Source organism: Thalassospira profundimaris, assembly GCF_003326675.1.
Taxonomy (GTDB): Bacteria; Pseudomonadota; Alphaproteobacteria; order Rhodospirillales; family Thalassospiraceae; genus Thalassospira; species Thalassospira aquimaris.
On the sequence record NZ_JPWF01000015.1, the window covers coordinates 32,987 to 52,807 of the forward strand.

The window sequence follows — 19,821 nt, forward strand, 5'->3', positions numbered from 1 at the left end:
CCCTGCCTAGCGAGCGGGCGTGTGAAATCTGCGAGTGCGCCTGCTCGCACCTTTCCAACGATGTCGAATGGACATTGGGGAGCCGAATATATGAGTGCAGTGCATGGGCTTGATCTGCGACTTGAAGGTGTCACCAAGGTTTATCCCGGTGTGGTGGCCCTTAATGATGTTTCATTGCAGATCAAAGCTGGCGAAGTTGTTGGACTTCTTGGTGAAAACGGGGCTGGTAAATCAACCCTTATGAAGATTCTCGGTGGGCTGATTGCGCCGACATCCGGGAAAATTATTCTTGATGGTCAAGAGTATGATGCGTTTGACGTCAAACAGTCCCAGCAAGCAGGGATCGCGTTTGTTCATCAGGAACTGAATGTTTTTGATAACATGGATGTGACGGCTAACATCTTTCTTGGCCGTGAGAAAGTTCGCGGGCCGTTCCGTCTGACCGATCATCGGGCAATGCAGGACTTGGCAAAGCCGCTGCTGGATCTTGTCGGTGCACGGTTCAAACCGGATACGCCGGTTTCATCCTTGTCACTGGCAGAACGTCAGCTGCTTGAAATCGCAAAGGCGTTATCGATGAATGCAAGGCTTGTCATCATGGACGAGCCGACTTCCAGCCTTACGCTTTCCGAAACCAACATGTTGTTGAAGGTCATTGCCGATCTGAAAGCGCAAGGAATTGCGGTCGTTTATATTTCCCATCGGCTAAGCGAGGTTGAAGAATGCGTGGATCGTGCAGTCGTGCTGCGAGACGGGCATAAAGTTGGTGCCCTTGAACGCGATGAAGTTACGCACGACGCGATGATCCGCATGATGATCGGGCGGGAGCTCAAGGCGCTTTATACGCCACCCGCGGTCGCTGCGACCCGACCTGTGCTTGAAGTCAAAGACCTTTCGACCAAAGGCAAACCGGACCGTCCGGCCAGCTTCGAGTTGAAGGCTGGCGAAATTCTTGGTGTCGCCGGGCTCATCGGTGCCGGTCGGACGGAATTGGCGGAAGTGATCTTTGGCGTGGGGGAAAAGCTCGGCGGCAAGGTGCTGATTGACGGCCTTGAGGTGAAGGTAAATAGCCCTGCGGATGCAATCGCAGCCGGGCTCTATCTGGTGCCGGAAGATCGCAAACGGGCCGGGCTGATTCTGGAGTTCCCGACTTTGGAAAACGTCACAATGGCCAACCTTCCAGCCTTCACTTCGCGCGGGCTGGTCTCGCGGGAGAGGCAGATCGAGGTCGCGGAAGCGCAACGGGTGGCCCTGTCAATCAAGACCCAGGATGTGCGCCGTGCAGCCAACGAGATGTCTGGTGGAAACCAGCAAAAAGTCGTTCTGGCGAAATGGTTGTCGATGAATCCGAAGGTCATCATTTTCGATGAACCCACGCGCGGCATTGATGTGGGGGCGAAAGCCGAGATTTATGGATTAATGCGATCGCTGGCGGATCGCGGAGTTGGGGTGATGATGATATCGAGCGACATGGAAGAGGTGATCGGAGTGTCTGACCGCATTGTCGTCATGAAAGACGGCGTGATCACAGGGGAATTGCCCAGATTGAAATTTTCCGAAAGCAACGTGCTCAATCTTGCCGTTGGCAAAGTGCTGGAAGAGGCCTGAACAATGCAAAAAAAAGATATCGGTCTTGGCGTGCTGATTATTGTGGTTGGTGCAATCGTTTACATGCAGAACCCGTTATTCCTGTCGCCGATCAACCTTGGAAATACCGCGAACCTTATTGGTTTGTTTGGTCTTTTTGCGATCGGACAGGGCTTCGTCATTATGACCGGTGGTATTGATCTTTCGGTCGGTTCAGTGATTGCCCTTCTGGGGGTTTTGTTTGTCGATATGGTCGGGAAATTTGATGTCGCATGGCCAATAGCTGTTGCGATTACAATAGGTCTGGGCGTGCTGATCGGGTTGGCCCACGGGATTTTGATCACCCGATTTAGGTTGCAACCATTTGTTGTCACGCTATGTGGTCTTTTGATCTATCGCGGCATTGCCAGGGGGTACACAGCAGAGTCTACAGCCGGGTTCCCGTTCGGTTCGAGCTATCCCCAGTTGGAATGGTTGACAATTGGGCGGAGTTTTGGGGTTCCCCATTCCTTTATTGCCATGCTGATTGTTGCGGCTGTGATGTGGGTTGTGCTGCACCATACCGTATTTGGGCGGCACCTGTGTGCGGTTGGGAAAAACGAAGAAGCAGCACGGTTCTCAGGGATAAATACCCGCTTCGTTACAATTGCCGCATATGTCATTTGCGCGGTTCTGGCCTCCATTGCGGCGATCTATTTCGCAATGTTCACAAAGTCCGTGCAACCGTCTTCGCATGGCAATTTCTATGAGCTTTATGCAATTGCTGCAGCGGTGCTTGGGGGATGTTCGCTTCGTGGCGGAGAAGGATCGGTCATTGGCATTGTTCTGGGTGCGGTATTGCTCCAGGAACTTCAAAACCTTGTCAATCTGCTCGGAATTCCGTCTTCGCTGAACTTCGCAGTGATGGGGGCGGTGATTTTGCTGGGTGTTCTGGCGGATCAGCAATTTGCAGCCTATCGCACCAGAAGAAATACCGAAAGGGCGCTGGGTTTGCTGCAAAAGCCATAAACCACAAAAGAAAACCGTCTGCTTGTTACCACATTAGGTGGATCAGCAGATATGGGGGGTGTTCATGAATGTGCTTGAACTTAAAAATATATCCAAACGTTATGGCGCCATACAGGCACTTGATAGCGTGTCACTTGCCATTGCGCCGGGCGAAGTTGTCGGACTTATGGGCGATAACGGTGCGGGGAAATCCACCTTGGTCAAGGTGATTGCGGGCAACTTTGCCCCGACGTCGGGCGATATCCTTATTTCCGATAAGAAAGTGGCGTTTAACAAACCGTTGGATGCACAGAAAGCCGGTATCGAGGTCGTTTATCAGGATCTGGCGATTTGCAACAATCTGAGTGCAGCATCGAACGTATTTTTGGGGCGTGAACCGACCCGCAGGATAGGGCCGATCAAGGTTGTTGATTATGCCTTCATGCGCAGCAAATCCGCCGAACTGTTTGCGCGCTTGAAATCGGAAACCCGTCCCCGTGATCTGGTGCACAAAATGTCCGGCGGGCAGCGTCAGGCCGTTGCAATCGCACGAACCCTTTTGAGCGATGCCAAGATCGTCTTGATGGACGAGCCAACGGCTGCGATCTCCGTTCGGCAGGTGGCGGAAGTCCTCAATCTTATCCGGCAGCTTAGTGATCACGGTATCGCCGTCGTTCTGATCAGCCACCGAATGCCCGATGTCTTTGAGGTCGCAGACAAGGTTGTTGTCCTAAGGCGCGGCGAACTTGTTGCAGACAAAAAAGCATCGCAGTCTTCGCCAGAAGAAATTACGGGCCTGATTACTGGCGCGATTGAGCACGCATGAGTGGACATGAAAAAGGAACAATGAACATGGCAACGCCGACTCTTGCTGAAGTCATCAATCGTTCTCAGCACCACGGGCTGATCGCGCGGATCACAAGCCAGCAGATTTTTTGGGTGTTTATGGCGGCTGTTTTTGCCTGCCTGGCATTGACGATCCTTACCGACAGTTTCGCAACAGAGCGCAACCTGTTCAATGTCACCCGCAATTTTGCGTTTGTCGGGATCATTGCGCTTGGCATGACGGCGGTTATTGCCTCCGGCGGGATTGACCTTTCTGTTGGCTCTACGCTGGTGATCTCTGCGATGACTGTCAGCGTCATCATGTCCGCAGGAATGCCGTTTTGGCTCGGTTGTATTGCCGCACTTGGCATCTCGTTGCTTGTCGGGGCGGTTAATGGCGTGCTGATTGCCTATGCGAAAATGCCGCCATTCGTGGTGACGCTTGGCATGCTGTCGGTTGCGCGCAGTCTGGCAATGGTGCTTTCTGATAACAAGATGATCTATGAGTTCGGGCCGGATCACGACTTCTTGCTTTGGCTTGGGGGCGGTTCGACGCTTGGTCTTCCGCATCCGTTGATCATCATGGTGATTCTGGCGTGCCTGACGGCGTTCGCGTTTAGGCATTTACGTTGGGGCCAGCATTTGTTCGCGATTGGCGGTAACGAAAACGCAGCGGTTCTGACCGGTATTCCCGTCGCGCGCATCAAAGTCAGCGTTTATATGTTTTCGGCCCTGATGGCAGGTATTACCGGGGTCCTGGAAGTTGGCTGGCTCGGTGGGGTTACGACCAATCTTGGTCAGGCGATGGAGTTGACCGTCATTGCCGCCGCTGTCATTGGCGGTGCCAATCTTGCGGGTGGTGGTGGCACTGCGTTTGGTGCCGTGGTCGGTGCTTTGTTGATTGAAGTGATCCGCAACAGCCTTATTTTACTTGGTATCAGCACGTTCTGGCAGGGAACGTTTGTCGGATCGTTTATTGTGATAGCCGTGGCATTTGATCGCTTTAGGCAGAGAAGGTCGTAGACTTACAAAAGTGCTATTAGAGAAATGTCGCCTTTTCTGTCAATCCTGCAGCTTTTTGTCAGCTTATGTGTCAATCCGTGTCAACTTATGTGGCAATCGGAAATTCTAAGTATTTGATTTTGCTGTATGTCGAATGTCAGCTTTTGTGGCACGTGACAGTCACGTGCCAGAAAAGCTGACATTTTCGCCAGAAAAGCTGACAATCTTGCCAGAAAAGATGACACTGGTCGCATGCAGACTCTGGTGAGGCGTACTGTTCGGGATAGCTTTTCTTTTGAATAGACCCGTTTCCCACTTGACGAAGTGTTCTGTGATACTGCAGGCGCTATCTCACACGTACAGTCTGTTCAAAAGCTGCGAATAGTCAGCTATTCCATCAGGCGTTAAGTTCGTAGAAAACACTTCCAACGCAATCATTCGACTTCAAACATGAAGCCTTGCTTGAATGTTAGCTGTCGAGTCCCAACTCGAGGCCGAGCAGGTAATAGTTTCGAAGCCGAAAGATCTGATGCGGTCAGAAAAATAATTTAATCTAATTTGGCTTTCTACTCGACAAGATAAGATTCGATTTTGAAGTATTATTAGAGAGCTTAGAGGAGAGGGAATTACACAAAAAACATTGTGTTACCCTCGGCCATTGGCATGAGAATTTGCTGGGTATTGGTCCCTGTATTTTCATTTTGCAAATTTTACATTGTATTAGGCCCTCGCTTGAACATCTTTTTGGGAGCACCACAATACCACGATGTTCGAGACCTTATTTCTGAACAGAGGAAGTACTCTTGGTATGGGGGGCTTGACCTTTAGGTGGTCAGTCGGAAACATTCTTTCCAACGAAAACAACTCATGAGGCCCAAAACGCAAAAACCGCCCCAGAATGTCTGAGACGGTTGGTTACGTCGCTAACGCGATAAGATGTGAGAAGTCTCTCCTTTAGCACGTTTCCTTCCCCTCAGGCAAGCACTGCGTGTCAAGCACGCCACAGGATCACTTTGCCTAAATTCAGCCTGAGGAGAGAAATATGCGTGAACCAGCACGTCGGGTTGTAACCCCGAGTAAAGGCCGTGTTGTCGGTCGTTTTTTTAGTGGAAAGAACAAACGCCACGTTCCGTGGGAGTCCCAGCTCGAGCGGGACTGTATGCGGGTCTTGGACATTTTGCCGGAAGTGGAAGCCTACTGGTCCCAACCTTTTGGGCTGATGTACGAGCATTATGGCAAGGTAAAAACCTACTATCCCGATATTGAGGTGAAAACCCGGACAGGCCGCAAGATTATCGAAGTGAAGCCAAACAGTAAGCTCATCAAGTCCGGAATATTCGATCGGTTCGAGGTGATACGAGATCTGCTTCGCGAAAAGGGATATTCCTTCGAAGTATGGACTGAAGATCAAATTCGCCCGGAACCTTTGCTCTCAAACGTCAAGCTATTGCAGCCCTATCGGCTTCTGGGGGGAACATTATATTCCGTCATCGCGATTGCGCGTGCATTTGAAGGAAAAGAGCGCATTACCATTCGAGAGCTTGCTCGAAAAATTAGCGCGGATGAAGCTTTGGAAGCCGTGTTGCCTTACATCGCTGAGGGTAAACTTTGTGTCGATCTCCACCAGCCGATTACTGAGGACAGCCTCGTCTGGTTTTTCGAGGAGGCGGAGCAATGACATCGATTCATATCCCAATGAACACACGAATTCGATTGGAGGAGTCGGTTTACAAAGTCACATGTCATACCGAGGGAGGGGAACTGAACCTAACCTGTTGTCAAACAGGGGAGCCTCGTTTGATATCCACACATGAGTTGGTCAGAAAGATTATCGACGGTGCGGCTTCGATAGATCAGCAAGTTCCTGAAACGTCGATCAATGTGAAAGATCAGCATGAAAAGCGGTTTGATGCATTTAATGAGCGGGATAAGGCAGTTGCCCGAGAACGGCTGAGTTACGTCGAAAAAGTGGACGAGCACCTTTTCGAAAGCAACGTAACAACTGCAATAAATGACGTAATCCGAGATGCACAGCTGTCTGGTATTACTGTACCCCCAAGTTTCCGGGCAATTTGGAGGTGGTATGATGCCTGGATCAAGGGCGGGCGGAACATTACAGCTCTCCTTCCGCGGCACCATGTGAAGGGACGACGGCAGTCATCTCTATGCAACCGATCATTTGAAATACTTCAGGAAGTTATTGAAGACCACTACCTCATCCGTACACCAAAGACAAAACTCAGCGTTTTCAGGTTGTTTAAAGGCCGGTTGGTAAAAGAGAACAAGCTTCATCCAGAAGCTGGGCGCATGCATATACCTTCTGCGCGAAGTATCTATCGTTTTCTTGCAGGCCTAAATCCCTACGAAGTGAAGGAGGCTCAGAAAGGGCGAAAAGAAGCTGACAAAGTTTTTGCCCCTATCGGAGCGGGCGTCGTCGCGAGATTTCCGCTGCAGGTTGTCCAGGTCGATCACCACCTGATGGACATGATCCTCGTACTACAGACGGGGAAGGTTATAGGGAGGCCATGGTTAACATTGGCCTTGGATCTATTCAGCCGCATGCCTGTTGGGTTCTACATTAGCTTTGAAGCGCCGAGCTATGTTGCGGTGATGCATTGCTTGAAGCATGCAATCTTGCCAAAAGCGGATTATCTCAATCACGTGTTGTCACAGATCAAAGGTCAGCCGGGTACCGTAATAGACGCCAAGTTCTCTTCAGACTGGCCGTGTTTTGGCTTGATGGACACTTTGGTGCTCGACAATGGTTTGGAATTCCACTCGCAAGATTTGCAAGATAGTTGCAGCCAACTAGGCGTTTCTTTGGAGTACAACCCGGCTCGGACACCTCACTACAAGGGAGCAGTTGAACGTTTCTTCGGGACGTTAAATTCCAAGCTGATCCACACCCTGCCAGGCACCACATTCTCCGATCCTCGACAGAGAGGAGACTATCAGTCTGAGAAGGCAGCTTGTCTGACGATTGAGGATCTAGAGTTCCTGCTAACTAAATTCATCGTCGATGACTACGCTCTTACAACTCACTCGACGCTGGATCAGCTTCCGCTAAAGAAATGGCAGGATGGCGTGCAGAAACATCCAGTTCGCTTCATTTCCGATCAGCAAGACTTAACTGTGTTGCTATTTAAGATGAAGGCCAGAAAATTGACTAGGGCTGGCGTCAAGATCATGGGATTGAGCTATCAGTCAGAAGCCTTGCAATTGCTTAGGCAGCGTCTGATGCAAAATGTATCGGGGAAGCCGGCTAACCCGGATGTTCGCGTCAAATTTGATCCCGAGGACTTGTCGACGATCTTCGTCGAGGATCCACATGCGAAAATTTTCCTTCCAGTCAAATGTATCTACGAGACTTATGCGTCACAACTATCGATTTGGCGTCATCGCCTTGTCCGTAGGGCAATGCTCAAGCAAGACTTAGATCTGCGAAGATCGGCTGAGGATGAATTTCTTGAAGTCCGCCAGTCACTGTTCGACGTAGCTGAAGACATCATTCAAAGCGGACAAAAGCGGAAACGTAAGGCTGCGAACCGGGTTCGTAACGAGGAGAAAAAGGCTGGCAACGATAATGGCCCGCTGCTCGCTTCCAATCAGTTCATCGACGATAGTGAAGACGTCATCCCAGATGCTGAATTTACTTCACCATTTCAGTCGCCTGAGGAACTTGAGGAAGAATTAAAGCGACGAGGTTGGAAAACTTCTCGAGCAGGCATGCAGCGTCTTGATGAGGGTGAAGCTAATGAATGAGTTCGAAAGGCGCCTTACCGCAAAGCAGGCTGTCAAAATCGCCGCATTTCGCGACCGCAGGATTGCACATGACGCGTTTCAGGGGGCATTGACCAAGATTGCCAATTTCCACCAGTCCGGGCGCCATGCTGCCCGTCCGGGGATTCTCACAATGGTTGGTGAAACAGGAGCTGGTAAGACCTCCATTATTGAAGATTACTGCAAGCTTCATAACAAGGAGGGGAAGTTCAAGAAGGTCTTGTTCATTATTGTGCCTGAAAACTGCACTGTGAAGAACCTTGCGGCAAGCATGTTGATGGCACTCGGGGACCTTTCGAGCGTTAAAGGCACGCGGCAGGACATGGAGCTCAGGATCAAAGACTATATTGATCGTACAGGTGTTGAGATGTTGATCTTTGATGAATTTCAGCATTTGACAAACAGAGGAAGTGCGAAGCGGCAGTACGACGCAGCAGACTGGTTGAAAACTCAAGTTGAGATATTGCGCAAACCAATCGTATTTGCCGGGTTACCTGAGGTTCACAATATATTTGCCGTAAATCCTCAGCTTGAGACCAGGCGAAACGGAAAGATTGGCATATTGCCGTTCGATGTTGAGACAGATGAAAGCCGCAAGTCCGTATTCCTGTTCTTTCACATGCTTAACAAGCACTTGCCGCTTCCGAAGCCGGAGCTTTCAGCTCTCAATGACCCAAAAGCAATTAAGTATGTTGTTACCGAAAACAAAGGGCTTCTCGGATATATGATGCGAACGGTGCATCACGCCGCGGAAATGGCTTTGATCGAAGGTGAGGACACTTTGCATTTTCGACATCTTCACAGTGCAGTTCAGGAGCTAGGAGGTGTGGAATTCGAGGTTGGTCAAGCGACAATCCGTCCCGGAAGACGAAGCTCTTTGACAGGGCAAAGCAGAGGAAAGGATATCTATCGTGACATCCTCTAAAACTCTGCTTTTCCAATCGCCGCCCATTCAAAACGAGAGCCTGATAGGTTATCTGACCAGAATCGCTGAGCTTAACAGGTATCCCCAAATGTCTTGGATTGGTAATTTGGCACGTGTTGACGTTAAGGATGACTCCTTAGCAAGAATGAGTAGGAGCTTGAACGGTCTAGCTAAGATTATCGGGGTATCATCAGCAGAAATGAAATCGCTCTGCTATTATGCGAGTGCCAACGGAAACCACTCACATGTTATGCTCTCAATGGGCGAAATTATTCCGAGGCGCTTTCTCCAAGGTCCAAATGAACGTGTCTGTTTCACATGTTTGCATGAAAAAGGTTTCGTTTCAGGTTTGTGGGACCTCAAGGTCGTTACGCATTGTCCAGAGCATGGAGAAAAATTGCGAACAAAGTGCCCATCTTGCAATGAGCCAGTTGTCTTCAATAGAGGGCGATTACTCCCCTGCCTGCCGGGGTGTGGGTATCGAGGAAGTGGAGAGAAATGTTCTGATTCAGTTCTTGGATTGATGCAGCTAGTTTCTAACAAGTTCTTGGGTAGTGGCTTTGACGTGAGTAAACACGGCTTTCCTCGGCAACTTGAGGACAGTGACCTCTATTCATTGATACAGACCATCTCATTTTTGGGAAGCCGAACATGGCGTGAAGGTAGTGTGGTCGATCGTGGATATTTGGATTTCATGCCAGAGTTGACGCCTGAGAAAATGGAGCATGTTGCAGGGGCGCTTCGTGATTGGCCCAGTGGATATTTCAAGTTTCTCGATGGTATCTGTGCGGGGAAGGATGCCCCGGGTGGAGCAATTGCAATGCATTGGATGTTTGGAGGGTACTACAAATGTTTGGTCGAGGCGCAGAAACGGCTGCACTTTCTATTTGATGGTCTTCAGGATTACATGAACGAGAGGCTGGACGGGTACTTGTTAACAGGAAGAGGAAATCCTGCTGTCCTGAAAGTCCGCGATCGAAGGCGCTACATTCCGGGTTTTGTTGCGCGTAAACAGTTGAGGGTCGGGCGCCAAGAGTTTACGCGACTTGTCGACCGCGGCTTCTTGCAGAGCAGAGTGTTTCGCACCAGCTATGGAGATGTTGCCTGCGTTCATAGAGATAGTGTTCGAGAATACGCAGAGGTCAAGCAGCGCCTGGTTGGGAGACGGCAGCTCAGCGAGGAGCTCGGCATATCTTTGCATGCTCTATACAGCCTGAGCGTTGGAAACGTGCTTAAACCATTCCATTCACCTCAGAAGGACGGATGGCCGCAGTGGTACTATGACCGAAAGGCAGTCGATGAATGGTTGAATGATCTTCGAGCTTTAGCTCAGCCGATATCTGGAGTGAAACAGTCATTGAGTTTATCTGAGGCCGTTGCAGCTTTTAACAAGCAAGGCGTCAGTTATTGCAGTTTGTTTCATGCAGTTGGTGAGGGCACTTTGAAGCTTTATCGACGGCAAAAGGACAATGAAAGCTCGCTGAACTGTTTTCACTTGAGTAGATTTCAGCTCAAGAGCTGGTACCCTTCTCTATCTTAGAGGGAATTTTTCATTGGTCACTACTGTTTTGAAAAAGTTGGAAGTTCCGAATGAACTCTGGCATTTCACATTTGTGGGGAGAGGTATTCGATGAGCGAAGAAAATGAAACTTCAAGCTTGTTTGGTCAAGTAACTGTCCAGCTGCAGGTGGATGAGGAATTGGTTATCCGTCAAGCGATGAAACTTGCGGGAACCGAGAGCGTTGTAGAGTATATCATTCAGGCCTCAATAATGCAGGCGACGCGAGATTTAGCGGGCCAAACGGTGTTCTCGCTGGACAAGGACAAGGCTTCGGAGTTCTTGGCAGCTCTTGATCACCCACCGGAACCAAATGACGCTTTGAAGGAGCTATTTGCACACAAAACCATCATTGAGTAACAAGCTCGTTGGTTAATCGGATAGGCAGATCACAAGCTAAACGAACTTTATTCGCGGTCCTGAGTTTTAGGCTCGATGTCGAGCTTTTCAGGTTCAAATTCGATTTCCTCTGCACCCGGATAGTAGAAAAGCTTGGCTAGTGTTTGGTTCCCTGCCGACAAATCTTGATAGCGATCAATGGTCATCACGACATGAGTGGGACGTCCATCAGCTGTTATAATCACTGGTCCTGACCGAGCTGTTTTTAAGACCTTGGGGAGATTGTTTGCCGCGTGCTCAAGTGGAATCAATGTTTCGGTCATCGGTAGAGCCCTCCGTGATTTTGGCGATACCAAGACGCTTTCTCAGCTCACCAGTCCGACATGTCGTGCCCGATTGACCATCGTGCAAAGTATGATCGATATTGCGCTTGACCAACAACGAAAAATCGCTAGTTTCGCGAGCTGCATAGGGCGCTTGTTCAGACAGCGTAAAGTCTTATGTAGGGCCTGTAGCTCAATTTGGTTAGAGCCGACCGCTCATAACGGTCTGGTTGCGAGTTCAAGTCTCGCCGGGCCCACCACCTCCTCCCAAAATCTGCAAGTGCTTAATCGCAACTGTGTCTGTTACTCGGTTCAAGCCGAATTGTCATAATTCGGGATTGTCGAGTGCCAGAGTGCATGCGGATATAGCCTGAAGTTATCAAGATGATCTATGTTGTGCCATCTGGTTTACAGTGACTGGCACAAATCATTCTGAGTTGTTGTAATATGAAAGCTATCTGAGTGAGAATTGACTTTAAGATTTGTAGTCACAATATCTAAAGCCTTACCATGCTGATGTAGCAAGGTTCCCCTCCTTCCCCGGAGATTTCCCAGAGTGTCTACAGGATCAGATTTTCCAAACCTTGTTTCTGGTTCCAACCAACAGAACAAGGTCCTCGTAGCAGATGACGATCCTATGATGGGGGAATTCCTTGGAGCAATTCTTGAGCAGATTGCAGATGTCACAGTAGTTTCATCCGGCGAAGCAGCGCTTAAAGCGCTTGAGACAGATGCATATGATGTCGTATTGCTGGATGTCGAAATGCCCGGAATGGGGGGGCTGGAAGCTTGCAAAGCAATTAAGTCTTCACCGGATACGTCGCACATCTCTGTCATTATTGTGACAGCTCGCATCGGCGACAAAATGGAAGTCGATGCCCTTGATCTTGGCGCAACAGATTTCATTGTGAAACCATTTGTTGCAAAAATCGTGCTGGCTCGCGTTCGTAACCATTTGATTATGCAAGCACAGGCACGTCAGCTGCGCCTGCTCTCGATGAGTGACGGGTTGACGGGTATCGCAAATCGGAGATGTTTCGATCAAACATTGGAAAATGAATGTAGCCGGGCAGCCCGGACAAATACGCCATTATCTTTACTGCTGATCGATGTCGACAGGTTCAAGCAATACAACGATCATTATGGCCACTCTCAAGGTGATGAATGCCTGAAAAAAATCGCGAAGGCATTAACGCTCTCGGCACGCAGGGCGGGCGACCTTGTGGCACGGGTCGGGGGCGAAGAGTTTGCTTTCATCTTTCCCAACACAGATAAAGATAGCTTGATTGCTATTGCCCAAAGCGTGTCCATGCACGTGTCTGAACTTGCTCTTTCTCATATTGATGGTATCGACGGCAAGGTAACCATCAGCATTGGGGGAACAACGTTAGATGGCACCAATCAACCCATTTCTGGCAGCGCAATCTATATGAAAGCCGACGAGCTTCTTTACAAGGCAAAGGAAGCAGGTCGCAATTGCGCCGTTATTGAATAACCTTGCCCGCAAGGTTATTCGTTTCGTTGGCTCTGCGATTGCAGCTTAAGCTTCTTTGCCGTGTCTCTTGTGCCTGTGTTAATCAAAGGTGCCGTGAGCGATAGCCTGCCAAGAGTATGTGATTACAAGAAAAATTTTCCCGCGGATTCAATTGCAACCCTTGTTTGTAAACGTATTCCTCCTAACATAATCTGAGTCACAAACCCGGGGGACGAGCGTTGGTTCACAGATTCCAGGAAGCTGCGGGCGAAGATGTCGCAGAAGGCAAGCCTGAAGTTACAAAGAGCAAGGCAAAACGTGGTAGCATAATCGTTTTGCCTTCAATCGTATTCGCCTTCGGTTTGCTGATAACGATTGCGACAAGCTGGTACTGGAATGTCAGCAATGAAAAAGCCGTCTCTGGTCAACTTGAGGAAATAACAAATCTCGCAGAGAGCTCAGTCAAAAACAGGTTTGAGCTTTATGAATATGGCCTGCGCGGCATGAGAGGCACAATCCTCGCAACCTGGCCGGATCGTCTTAATCGTGGTGTTATTGAACGATATATTGCAAGCCGCGAAAACCAGCGAGAGTTCCCCGGAGCACGCGGTTTTGGCTTCATCAGATTGGTCCCACCAGAGGGATTAGAAGAGTTTTTGAAAGCTGCTCAGGCAGATGGAAGGCCCAACTTCGCCCTCCGCGAGCTGAATCAAAACGACGGTGATCGCTTTATCATTCAATACATTTATCCGGAAGCTGGCAATGAAGGCGCAACCGGATTGGATATTGCGTCAGAAACAAACCGAAGAACTGCTGCAATGGATGCTGTCCTGAGCGGTGATGTTCGGCTCACTGAGCCGATTACGCTGGTTCAGGCCGATGGTAAGGTTGGTCGGGGATTCTTGATACTTTTGCCCGTGTACGAGGGCGACTTCCCCACAAATAATCCAAGTGAGCGACAGAAAGCCGCAATCGGCTGGTCCTACGCCCCCCTTGTCGTTGACGAGGTGTTGGCGAATTTGGGTGTTGGACTGGAAAATATTAGACTTTCCCTGACTGACAGCGCAGAAGACCATCCATTTTTCATCTCCGACACACATGAACAAAAGGCAATAACCTCTCAAACGGAAACACGCCGCTTACAGGTTCTTGGTCGTGAATGGATGCTGCAAGTAAACGCGCTCCCCTCTTTTTATCAATCTCTAAACCTGCTGAGCGCATGGACTTTGGGGCTGATCGGAATGCTGCTATCAGCAGCCAGCGCCGGATTGACATGGTGGTATCTTCTTGCTCGGAAAGGGCACGAGGGCACCGAACTCGGGCAAGATGTCAGTTTTCGATCTTTTGTCCGTGACCCGCTTGCAAGATCCGTAATTTTGTTTGCTATCGTATTTGTAACGGTCGTCAGCGGAACAGCTTGTGCGTATATTTGGCAAAACAAATGGCAGAAAACTGCAGATCAACTGACAGCCCGGACATCAGAAGCAACAGTAAGCTATCAAAATCAAATAGCAGACTACCAGTTGGCTTTGCGCTTTCTCTCTGCCAGCATTGAGGCATCTGATTTATTTCGGACAAAAGTCGCACAGGGGCTGGCCTCAGAAGAGGAACTTGATGACTGGAGGCAGCAAGTCGAGAATTCCTTGTCTGCATTCATGCTGTCGTCTTCGCCTGTTTTTCAAGCACGGGTAATCGGGTTCGCTAACCAAGGCAAGGAACTGGTCCGTGTCGAGTATCAGGATGGTAAACTCATAACGGCGCCGGAAGAACGCCTGCAGAAAAAGGGCCAAGAGCCTTATATGCAGACGGGTCACCAACTTAATCCGGGCTCTATGTGGACCTCGGACGTTACACTCAATCGGGAAAACGGTCAGATCGAGGAGCCCGAGCGACCCACTGTTCGCTTTTTCACTCCGATCTTTGCTGCGTCAGGGGAAAGGTTCGGTATTGTAATCCTCAATGTGGACTGGGGTAACTTTCTAAGTGAAGCACACTTAACAAGTGGCGATGTGTCCAGCTTCATCTTGAACGTCAGGGATGACTTTTTACTTCATCCGGACCCAGCGATGAGTTTCGCGTTCGAACGTTGGTCAGCACCAAGTTGGCGCAATATTTTCCAACAGTCTGGTTTGCCGTATGGCGCTCCTGAGAGCTTGGAGGGCTGGACGGATAACTCAGGTGCAGAATGGTTAACATCAAGCAGCACAATTGCGCCAAACGGCAATGAAAATCCGGGCGAAGTCACTCTGATTTATGCAAAGCCTCTGGGGGACATCATAGCGGATTTCCTGCGAGCAGCTCTGTTGAGTGTATCGCTGGTAACGATTTTTGGTGTGCTGTCTGTACTGGCGTATTTCTTTAGCTGGAAGAGAGGGCAGCGAGATCAGCTAATTCGACGTCAAATTGCAGCTACCCAAAGGTTAAGGTCGCAGGAGGGATTGCTTCGTGACATTCTTGGCTCTGCACCAGAGGCAATGATTGTCTGCAATCACGATGGTCGCATTGTTTTTGCGAACCAGAGAACTTCAGACCTGTTCGGTTATACACTCGATGAGTTGACAGAGCTGCCGAGCGGTGCCCTCATCGCGGATGATTGCATCGCTCAATTCCGGAAGGATTTCGACAGCTACTTGAAAACCTCCGCTAACGTTTCTACGGCAGAAAATTTGGAACTGGACGCTGTAAGGAAAGACAAGACGGATTTTCCTGCAAAGGTTCAAATGGCTGCTGTCGATTTCGAAGAGAAGTACCTGCTTGTATTGTCAGTCCGCGACCTGACCGAAGAGCTGAGAGCGAAAGAAACGTTGACTGTTGCGAAAGAGGCGGCTGAGCAGGCTAGTGTTGCCAAGGGTGCGTTCATGGCAAATATAAGCCACGAAATTCGGACACCGCTAAATGCGATTTTAGGGCTGACCACCCTTCTGATCGACGGAAAAGCTTCAGACGAACAACGCGATTTTCTGAACAAAATTAATCTTGCTGGCCGTTCGTTGCTTGGCATCGTGAATAATGTTCTTGATCTTTCAAAGATTGAGGCAAACGAGATGGCACTCGATGAGGTCATTTTCTCGCCGCGAGATCAGATCGGTGATCTAATTACAATCTATGAGACACAGGCGTCAGTCGCCAATCTCGAATTCAAAGTGGATATAGCAGAAAACCTGCCAGAGACGGTTTTGGGTGATAGCAACCGCCTTGGTCAGATTCTAACCAATCTTGTCGGGAACGCTATCAAGTTTACGGAGAAGGGCTCTGTAACCCTTCGGGCAGAACTGCTGCCAACTGAGCGAAATGAGGGTAATCATACGGTCAACCTGAGATTTTCAGTGATTGATACTGGTATTGGTGTGCCTATTGATAAGCAGGAGAAGCTGTTTAAGCCATTCTCCCAGGCTGACAGCTCGACATCGCGAAAGTTCGGGGGTACAGGGCTTGGCCTGTCAATTGTCAATCAATTTGTTGCCTTGATGGGGGGGCGGCTTGGATTGGACAGCGAAGACGGAAAAGGCAGCAGGTTTTGGGTGGAATTGCCGTTCCGGCGCGTCGCCGAGGGTACCTTGTATCCGCCGGAAAAATCATCAGCTTCTCTTCTGGTCTTCCTGGTTGAAGATAATGAAACAGAGCGATTGAGATTAACCAATTTGATCATATCGCTTGGCTGGGACGCTGTTGCAATGACAACAGGTACGGAGCTTGTTGATGAATATCTCCGTCGAGTATCCGAGAACATCGTGCTTCCCGATGTGTTGATTGTCGACTGGCAATTACCGGAGCTGGATGGCGTCTCCGCACTGAGCCGGTTGGCTGAGCAATTAGGTGAAAGCAACCTGCCCGCTGCCTTGATGATATCGGTATTCGATAGCGAGAAAATTGCAGAAATCGACACAAAACATCTCGCAGATCAAATCATTACAAAACCCATTGATGGATCAACGTTGTTCAATGCAGTGAACGACATTGTTTCTGCACGCACTGGCCGTAAGGATCACGTTCTGGAAATTACCAACACAGAAACGCTAGATGCCAACTGGCTGCCCGATATCAAAACGTTGGTGGTGGACGACAGCAAGTTAAACTTGGAGGTTGCGACCCATCTTCTATCAAATTCCGGTGCAATTGTGACTGCGGTCGAAAGTGGTGAACAATGTCTTGCCCTGCTTCGTGCGCAACCGGAAAAGTTCGATGTCGTTCTGATGGATGTACAAATGCCGGGGATGGATGGGTACGAAACGACCAAACGTATTCGGACGGAGTTGGGCTTGCACACCCTGCCGGTTTTAGCACTGACTGCCGGGGCTTTGCTTGAGGAAAGAAAGCTGGCGCTTGCTGCCGGTATGAATGATTTTCTGACAAAGCCAATTGAACCGCGCCAACTCATTCAGCGGGTACGGAAAGCAGCGGAAAACGCCAATGGCAGCACGATTCCGGTCACGGCCCGAGCCAGTAAAAATGATGTGATCATAGCTGCCGACGTTGCGCAAGAAGTGATCTCATTGCCAGAGAGCAAGGCGATCCCAGAAGACACTTCTGAACTTCCGATTTGGGATCGTAATCATGCCTTGGATCTTGCCGGAGGCAATGAACCGCTATTGAAACGGCTAGCCGAATTATACCCTCCTCAGGTCCGGCAACAGATCATCGAAGTGCAGAATGGCGTTGCCGACAACGACACTGACTTGGCAGCAAGGAGCTTGCATATCTTGCAGGGTTCATCGTCTCAGATCGGTGCGCAACGTGTCGCTGATCTTGCAAGGAACCTCGAAAAAACGACAAGAGAACAGGGTATTAGTGAATTGCTACAGCAAATTGAATATCTGAGTAAACTTGTCGAAGAAACAGCAAGTGTGATTGAAAAAGCTTTTGCTGATTAGTGTCAAAGATAAGTTCTAACAATTAGATAGAGCGAGCTACTGAACATGCTGCGGGCTACTGTTGCAGATCTTGGCCCGCGGTGAGCCGAGCATCAGTATGGCTTACTAGTCGCTTCAGTTAGTACATAGCTGCGCATCAGATGTATGGCTTTTACCGCTTCATCAAATCGCGGACCAAACTCCTGCAGTGCGTTCTTGGCAGCTTGTGAAAGCTCTTCCCCCGGTGTGGCAAAATCCAGAACTTTGACCAGCTTGTCAATTTGCTGAGCTGTTTTAGAATCTCCAAGCAGCCCCAGCATGCCCCCAACCATCTGTAATTCGCGCCGCAGATCATCGGTTATTGATGTCTGCGCCTGTTCTCCAAAATGGCCTTTGATCCGTTCTGCTTCTAGGAGAAAGCTGTCGAGTACATTGATATAGCTATCAACATTCCCATCAAGTGACTTTAACGACGCGTTGATATCCAGACCCAGTTCGTTTGCGAGTTCCGTGACACGCCGAGACAAGTTCAGTGTTTCCGATGCGGAGCGCATGATGCTTCGTTTCCTGATTTGCAGTAACAGCGTGTCGATCAGTTCCCGGGCCAAGAAAGGTTTTTGTACGACATCCATTGCGCCAGCTTTGAAGCATTCCCGGCGAATTGCTTCGGACGTATTAGCTGTCATCAGAACAATCGGAAGATTTCGATAGCCGAGTGAACGAACTTTAGAAACAGTGGTGATGCCATCCAAATCAGGCATTTGGATATCCATCAGAACCATATCAAGCACTTCGCCTGATGCCTGGATTGCCGCAATCGCGGCATAGCCGCCGGTTGCAGTATTCACAGTGGCGCCGTGAAGAGACAAAAGTTCTCTGGCCACCTCCAGATTTATCGGGTTGTCGTCAACGACAAGAATCTTTTTCCCTGCAAAGCCGTCAATTTCATCCACGGACGCGTTTGGAACTGTTTCTGTCACATCGGGTTCGTATTGATGAGCCGTTGCATCAATCACTGCATCTAGAAGCATTGAAAGGCTGATTGGTTTGGTGATGAAGCCGTTCAAGACCTCATTCCGCTCTTGGTTGCTTTTTGAGAGATATTCATGATTGTGCGCCGAGATCATCACGATAATCGGCAGGTTGCCTCCAGCGATTTCTGATCGAATGCGCTTGCTGGTTTCCCAGCCATCCGCATCTGGCATCCGCCAATCAACAAGCACGATGTCATAGGCCGCATGTAGTCCAGATTTAAACTTCATCATATGGATTGCAGCTTCGCCGGAGGCCGCAACATCCGCTTGCCAACCAATTGTATGCGCAAGTTCCTGAAGCACTTCACGTGAAACAGGGTTGTCATCAATGATCAAGGTGCGCAGATTTTTGAGATAGCTTGGTACGACATACCCAGATACAAGATCATCAACGACAATCTGATCGGTGGAAAATCTGAATCCTGTGCCGCCTCCGGGGAATTCACCGATTTCGAGGTCTGCCTGAACTGTTTTTGCTAGCCGTCGGGCAATTTCTAGATCCAGACTGATGTTTTTCTTGTCATACGACGAAGTATATTCCTCGCGGTCATTCCCGGTCTTGCGCCGCGACACTTCAATTACAAGCATCGGGTCTTTGTTCGAAATTTCTTCAATGCGTGTCTTTACTACGATGCAGCAATCATGGCACGCACGGATGATATGATTCACCAAGTGGAAAATAAGTTTTTCGAGAACATCTCGTGGGAAAGAAATAACCCGTGCAATTGTGTGGTCGGTATCATAGAGCACCTCGAAGGTGTCAGTGTCCGAACGCATATTCAGTTTGCGCGATATGCTACTAAGCAATTGATCGATGCTGAATTTTTGGACATCAAGCCGAGCTGTATGTTCTTCGAAATCAAAGAAGCTTATTAATGTGTCTACGGTGGAAATGACACGCTCCGTTGAAAACTCAAGGGTGCCCATGTATTTTTGCTGTTGTTCGAGACTTGATGAGGATTTCAATAGTTCAATCATCCCCAGCAGGCCTTGCAGCTCTGTGCGCAATCCGTGATTAAGGTCCTTTAACAAGGAACGATCATCGTCATGAACTTTTGACGCTTCAATCAGGCCCAGTCTCTGAGCTTCAAGTGATTTAACCGCGCCCTGTGTGTCAGCAATCTCGATCAAAACTGA

Annotated in this window: 13 protein-coding genes and 1 tRNA gene; 12 read left to right on the top strand and 2 right to left on the bottom strand. The window is 49.3% G+C overall.

Translation table 11 applies throughout. From position 1 onward, the window contains the following. Positions 1 to 90 precede the first annotated feature (90 nt). From TH19_RS18385 to TH19_RS18425, 9 genes are all read left to right on the top strand, one after another. On the top strand, positions 91 to 1,608 hold the full coding sequence (locus TH19_RS18385; protein WP_114103821.1) for a sugar ABC transporter ATP-binding protein: 1,518 nt from the start codon (positions 91 to 93) through the stop codon (positions 1,606 to 1,608). A 3-nt stretch (positions 1,609 to 1,611) separates the two neighbouring features. Further along, the gene (locus tag TH19_RS18390) at positions 1,612 to 2,595 is read left to right on the top strand and encodes an ABC transporter permease (protein WP_114103822.1); all 984 of its coding nucleotides are present in this window, start codon (positions 1,612 to 1,614) and stop codon (positions 2,593 to 2,595) included. Positions 2,596 to 2,659: 64 nt separating this feature from the next. Beyond that, positions 2,660 to 3,400, top strand: coding sequence for an ATP-binding cassette domain-containing protein (locus TH19_RS18395; protein WP_114103823.1), 741 nt, complete (start codon positions 2,660 to 2,662; stop codon positions 3,398 to 3,400). 26 nt (positions 3,401 to 3,426) lie between these two features. Then, positions 3,427 to 4,422: an ABC transporter permease gene (locus tag TH19_RS18400; protein WP_114103880.1), complete on the top strand. Its 996-nt coding sequence runs from the start codon at positions 3,427 to 3,429 to the stop codon at positions 4,420 to 4,422. Positions 4,423 to 5,443: 1,021 nt separating this feature from the next. Then, on the top strand, positions 5,444 to 6,079 hold the full coding sequence (locus tag TH19_RS18405; RefSeq protein WP_147250791.1) for a TnsA endonuclease N-terminal domain-containing protein: 636 nt from the start codon (positions 5,444 to 5,446) through the stop codon (positions 6,077 to 6,079). Continuing rightward, complete coding sequence (locus tag TH19_RS18410) at positions 6,076 to 8,163, top strand: Mu transposase C-terminal domain-containing protein (protein ID WP_114103825.1); 2,088 nt, start codon at positions 6,076 to 6,078, stop codon at positions 8,161 to 8,163. Before TH19_RS18405 ends, TH19_RS18410 begins: the two co-directional genes overlap by 4 nt. Then, the gene (locus TH19_RS18415; protein WP_181846472.1) at positions 8,156 to 9,106 is read left to right on the top strand and encodes a TniB family NTP-binding protein; all 951 of its coding nucleotides are present in this window, start codon (positions 8,156 to 8,158) and stop codon (positions 9,104 to 9,106) included. The genes TH19_RS18410 and TH19_RS18415 overlap by 8 nt, the downstream gene beginning before the upstream one ends. Then, a complete protein-coding gene (locus TH19_RS18420; RefSeq protein WP_181846473.1) occupies positions 9,093 to 10,646 on the top strand; it encodes a TniQ family protein in 1,554 nt (517 codons plus the stop codon). The genes TH19_RS18415 and TH19_RS18420 overlap by 14 nt, the downstream gene beginning before the upstream one ends. A 90-nt stretch (positions 10,647 to 10,736) precedes the next feature. Further along, complete coding sequence (locus TH19_RS18425; protein WP_114103828.1) at positions 10,737 to 11,024, top strand: type II toxin-antitoxin system TacA family antitoxin; 288 nt, start codon at positions 10,737 to 10,739, stop codon at positions 11,022 to 11,024. A gap of 47 nt (positions 11,025 to 11,071) precedes the next feature. Here the strand turns inward: TH19_RS18425 and TH19_RS18430 are convergent, their stop codons facing one another. Next, positions 11,072 to 11,326, bottom strand: a complete 255-nt coding sequence (locus TH19_RS18430; protein WP_114103829.1) for a type II toxin-antitoxin system prevent-host-death family antitoxin — start codon at positions 11,324 to 11,326, stop codon at positions 11,072 to 11,074. Positions 11,327 to 11,508: 182 nt separating this feature from the next. On the opposite strand from TH19_RS18430, the gene TH19_RS18435 reads away from it, so the two are divergent. The 3 genes from TH19_RS18435 (at position 11,509) to TH19_RS18445 (ending at position 17,671) form a co-directional block, all read left to right on the top strand. Further along, positions 11,509 to 11,586 (top strand) — tRNA-Ile (locus TH19_RS18435). Positions 11,587 to 11,882: 296 nt separating this feature from the next. Further along, the gene (locus tag TH19_RS18440; RefSeq protein WP_147250792.1) at positions 11,883 to 12,821 is read left to right on the top strand and encodes a GGDEF domain-containing protein; all 939 of its coding nucleotides are present in this window, start codon (positions 11,883 to 11,885) and stop codon (positions 12,819 to 12,821) included. A gap of 218 nt (positions 12,822 to 13,039) precedes the next feature. Then, positions 13,040 to 17,671 (top strand): CHASE domain-containing protein, encoded by a 4,632-nt coding sequence (locus tag TH19_RS18445; RefSeq protein WP_114103831.1) that lies wholly within the window; start codon positions 13,040 to 13,042, stop codon positions 17,669 to 17,671. A gap of 92 nt (positions 17,672 to 17,763) precedes the next feature. Here the strand turns inward: TH19_RS18445 and TH19_RS18450 are convergent, their stop codons facing one another. Next, positions 17,764 to 19,815 (bottom strand): response regulator, encoded by a 2,052-nt coding sequence (locus tag TH19_RS18450; protein ID WP_114103832.1) that lies wholly within the window; start codon positions 19,813 to 19,815, stop codon positions 17,764 to 17,766. Positions 19,816 to 19,821 lie beyond the last annotated feature (6 nt).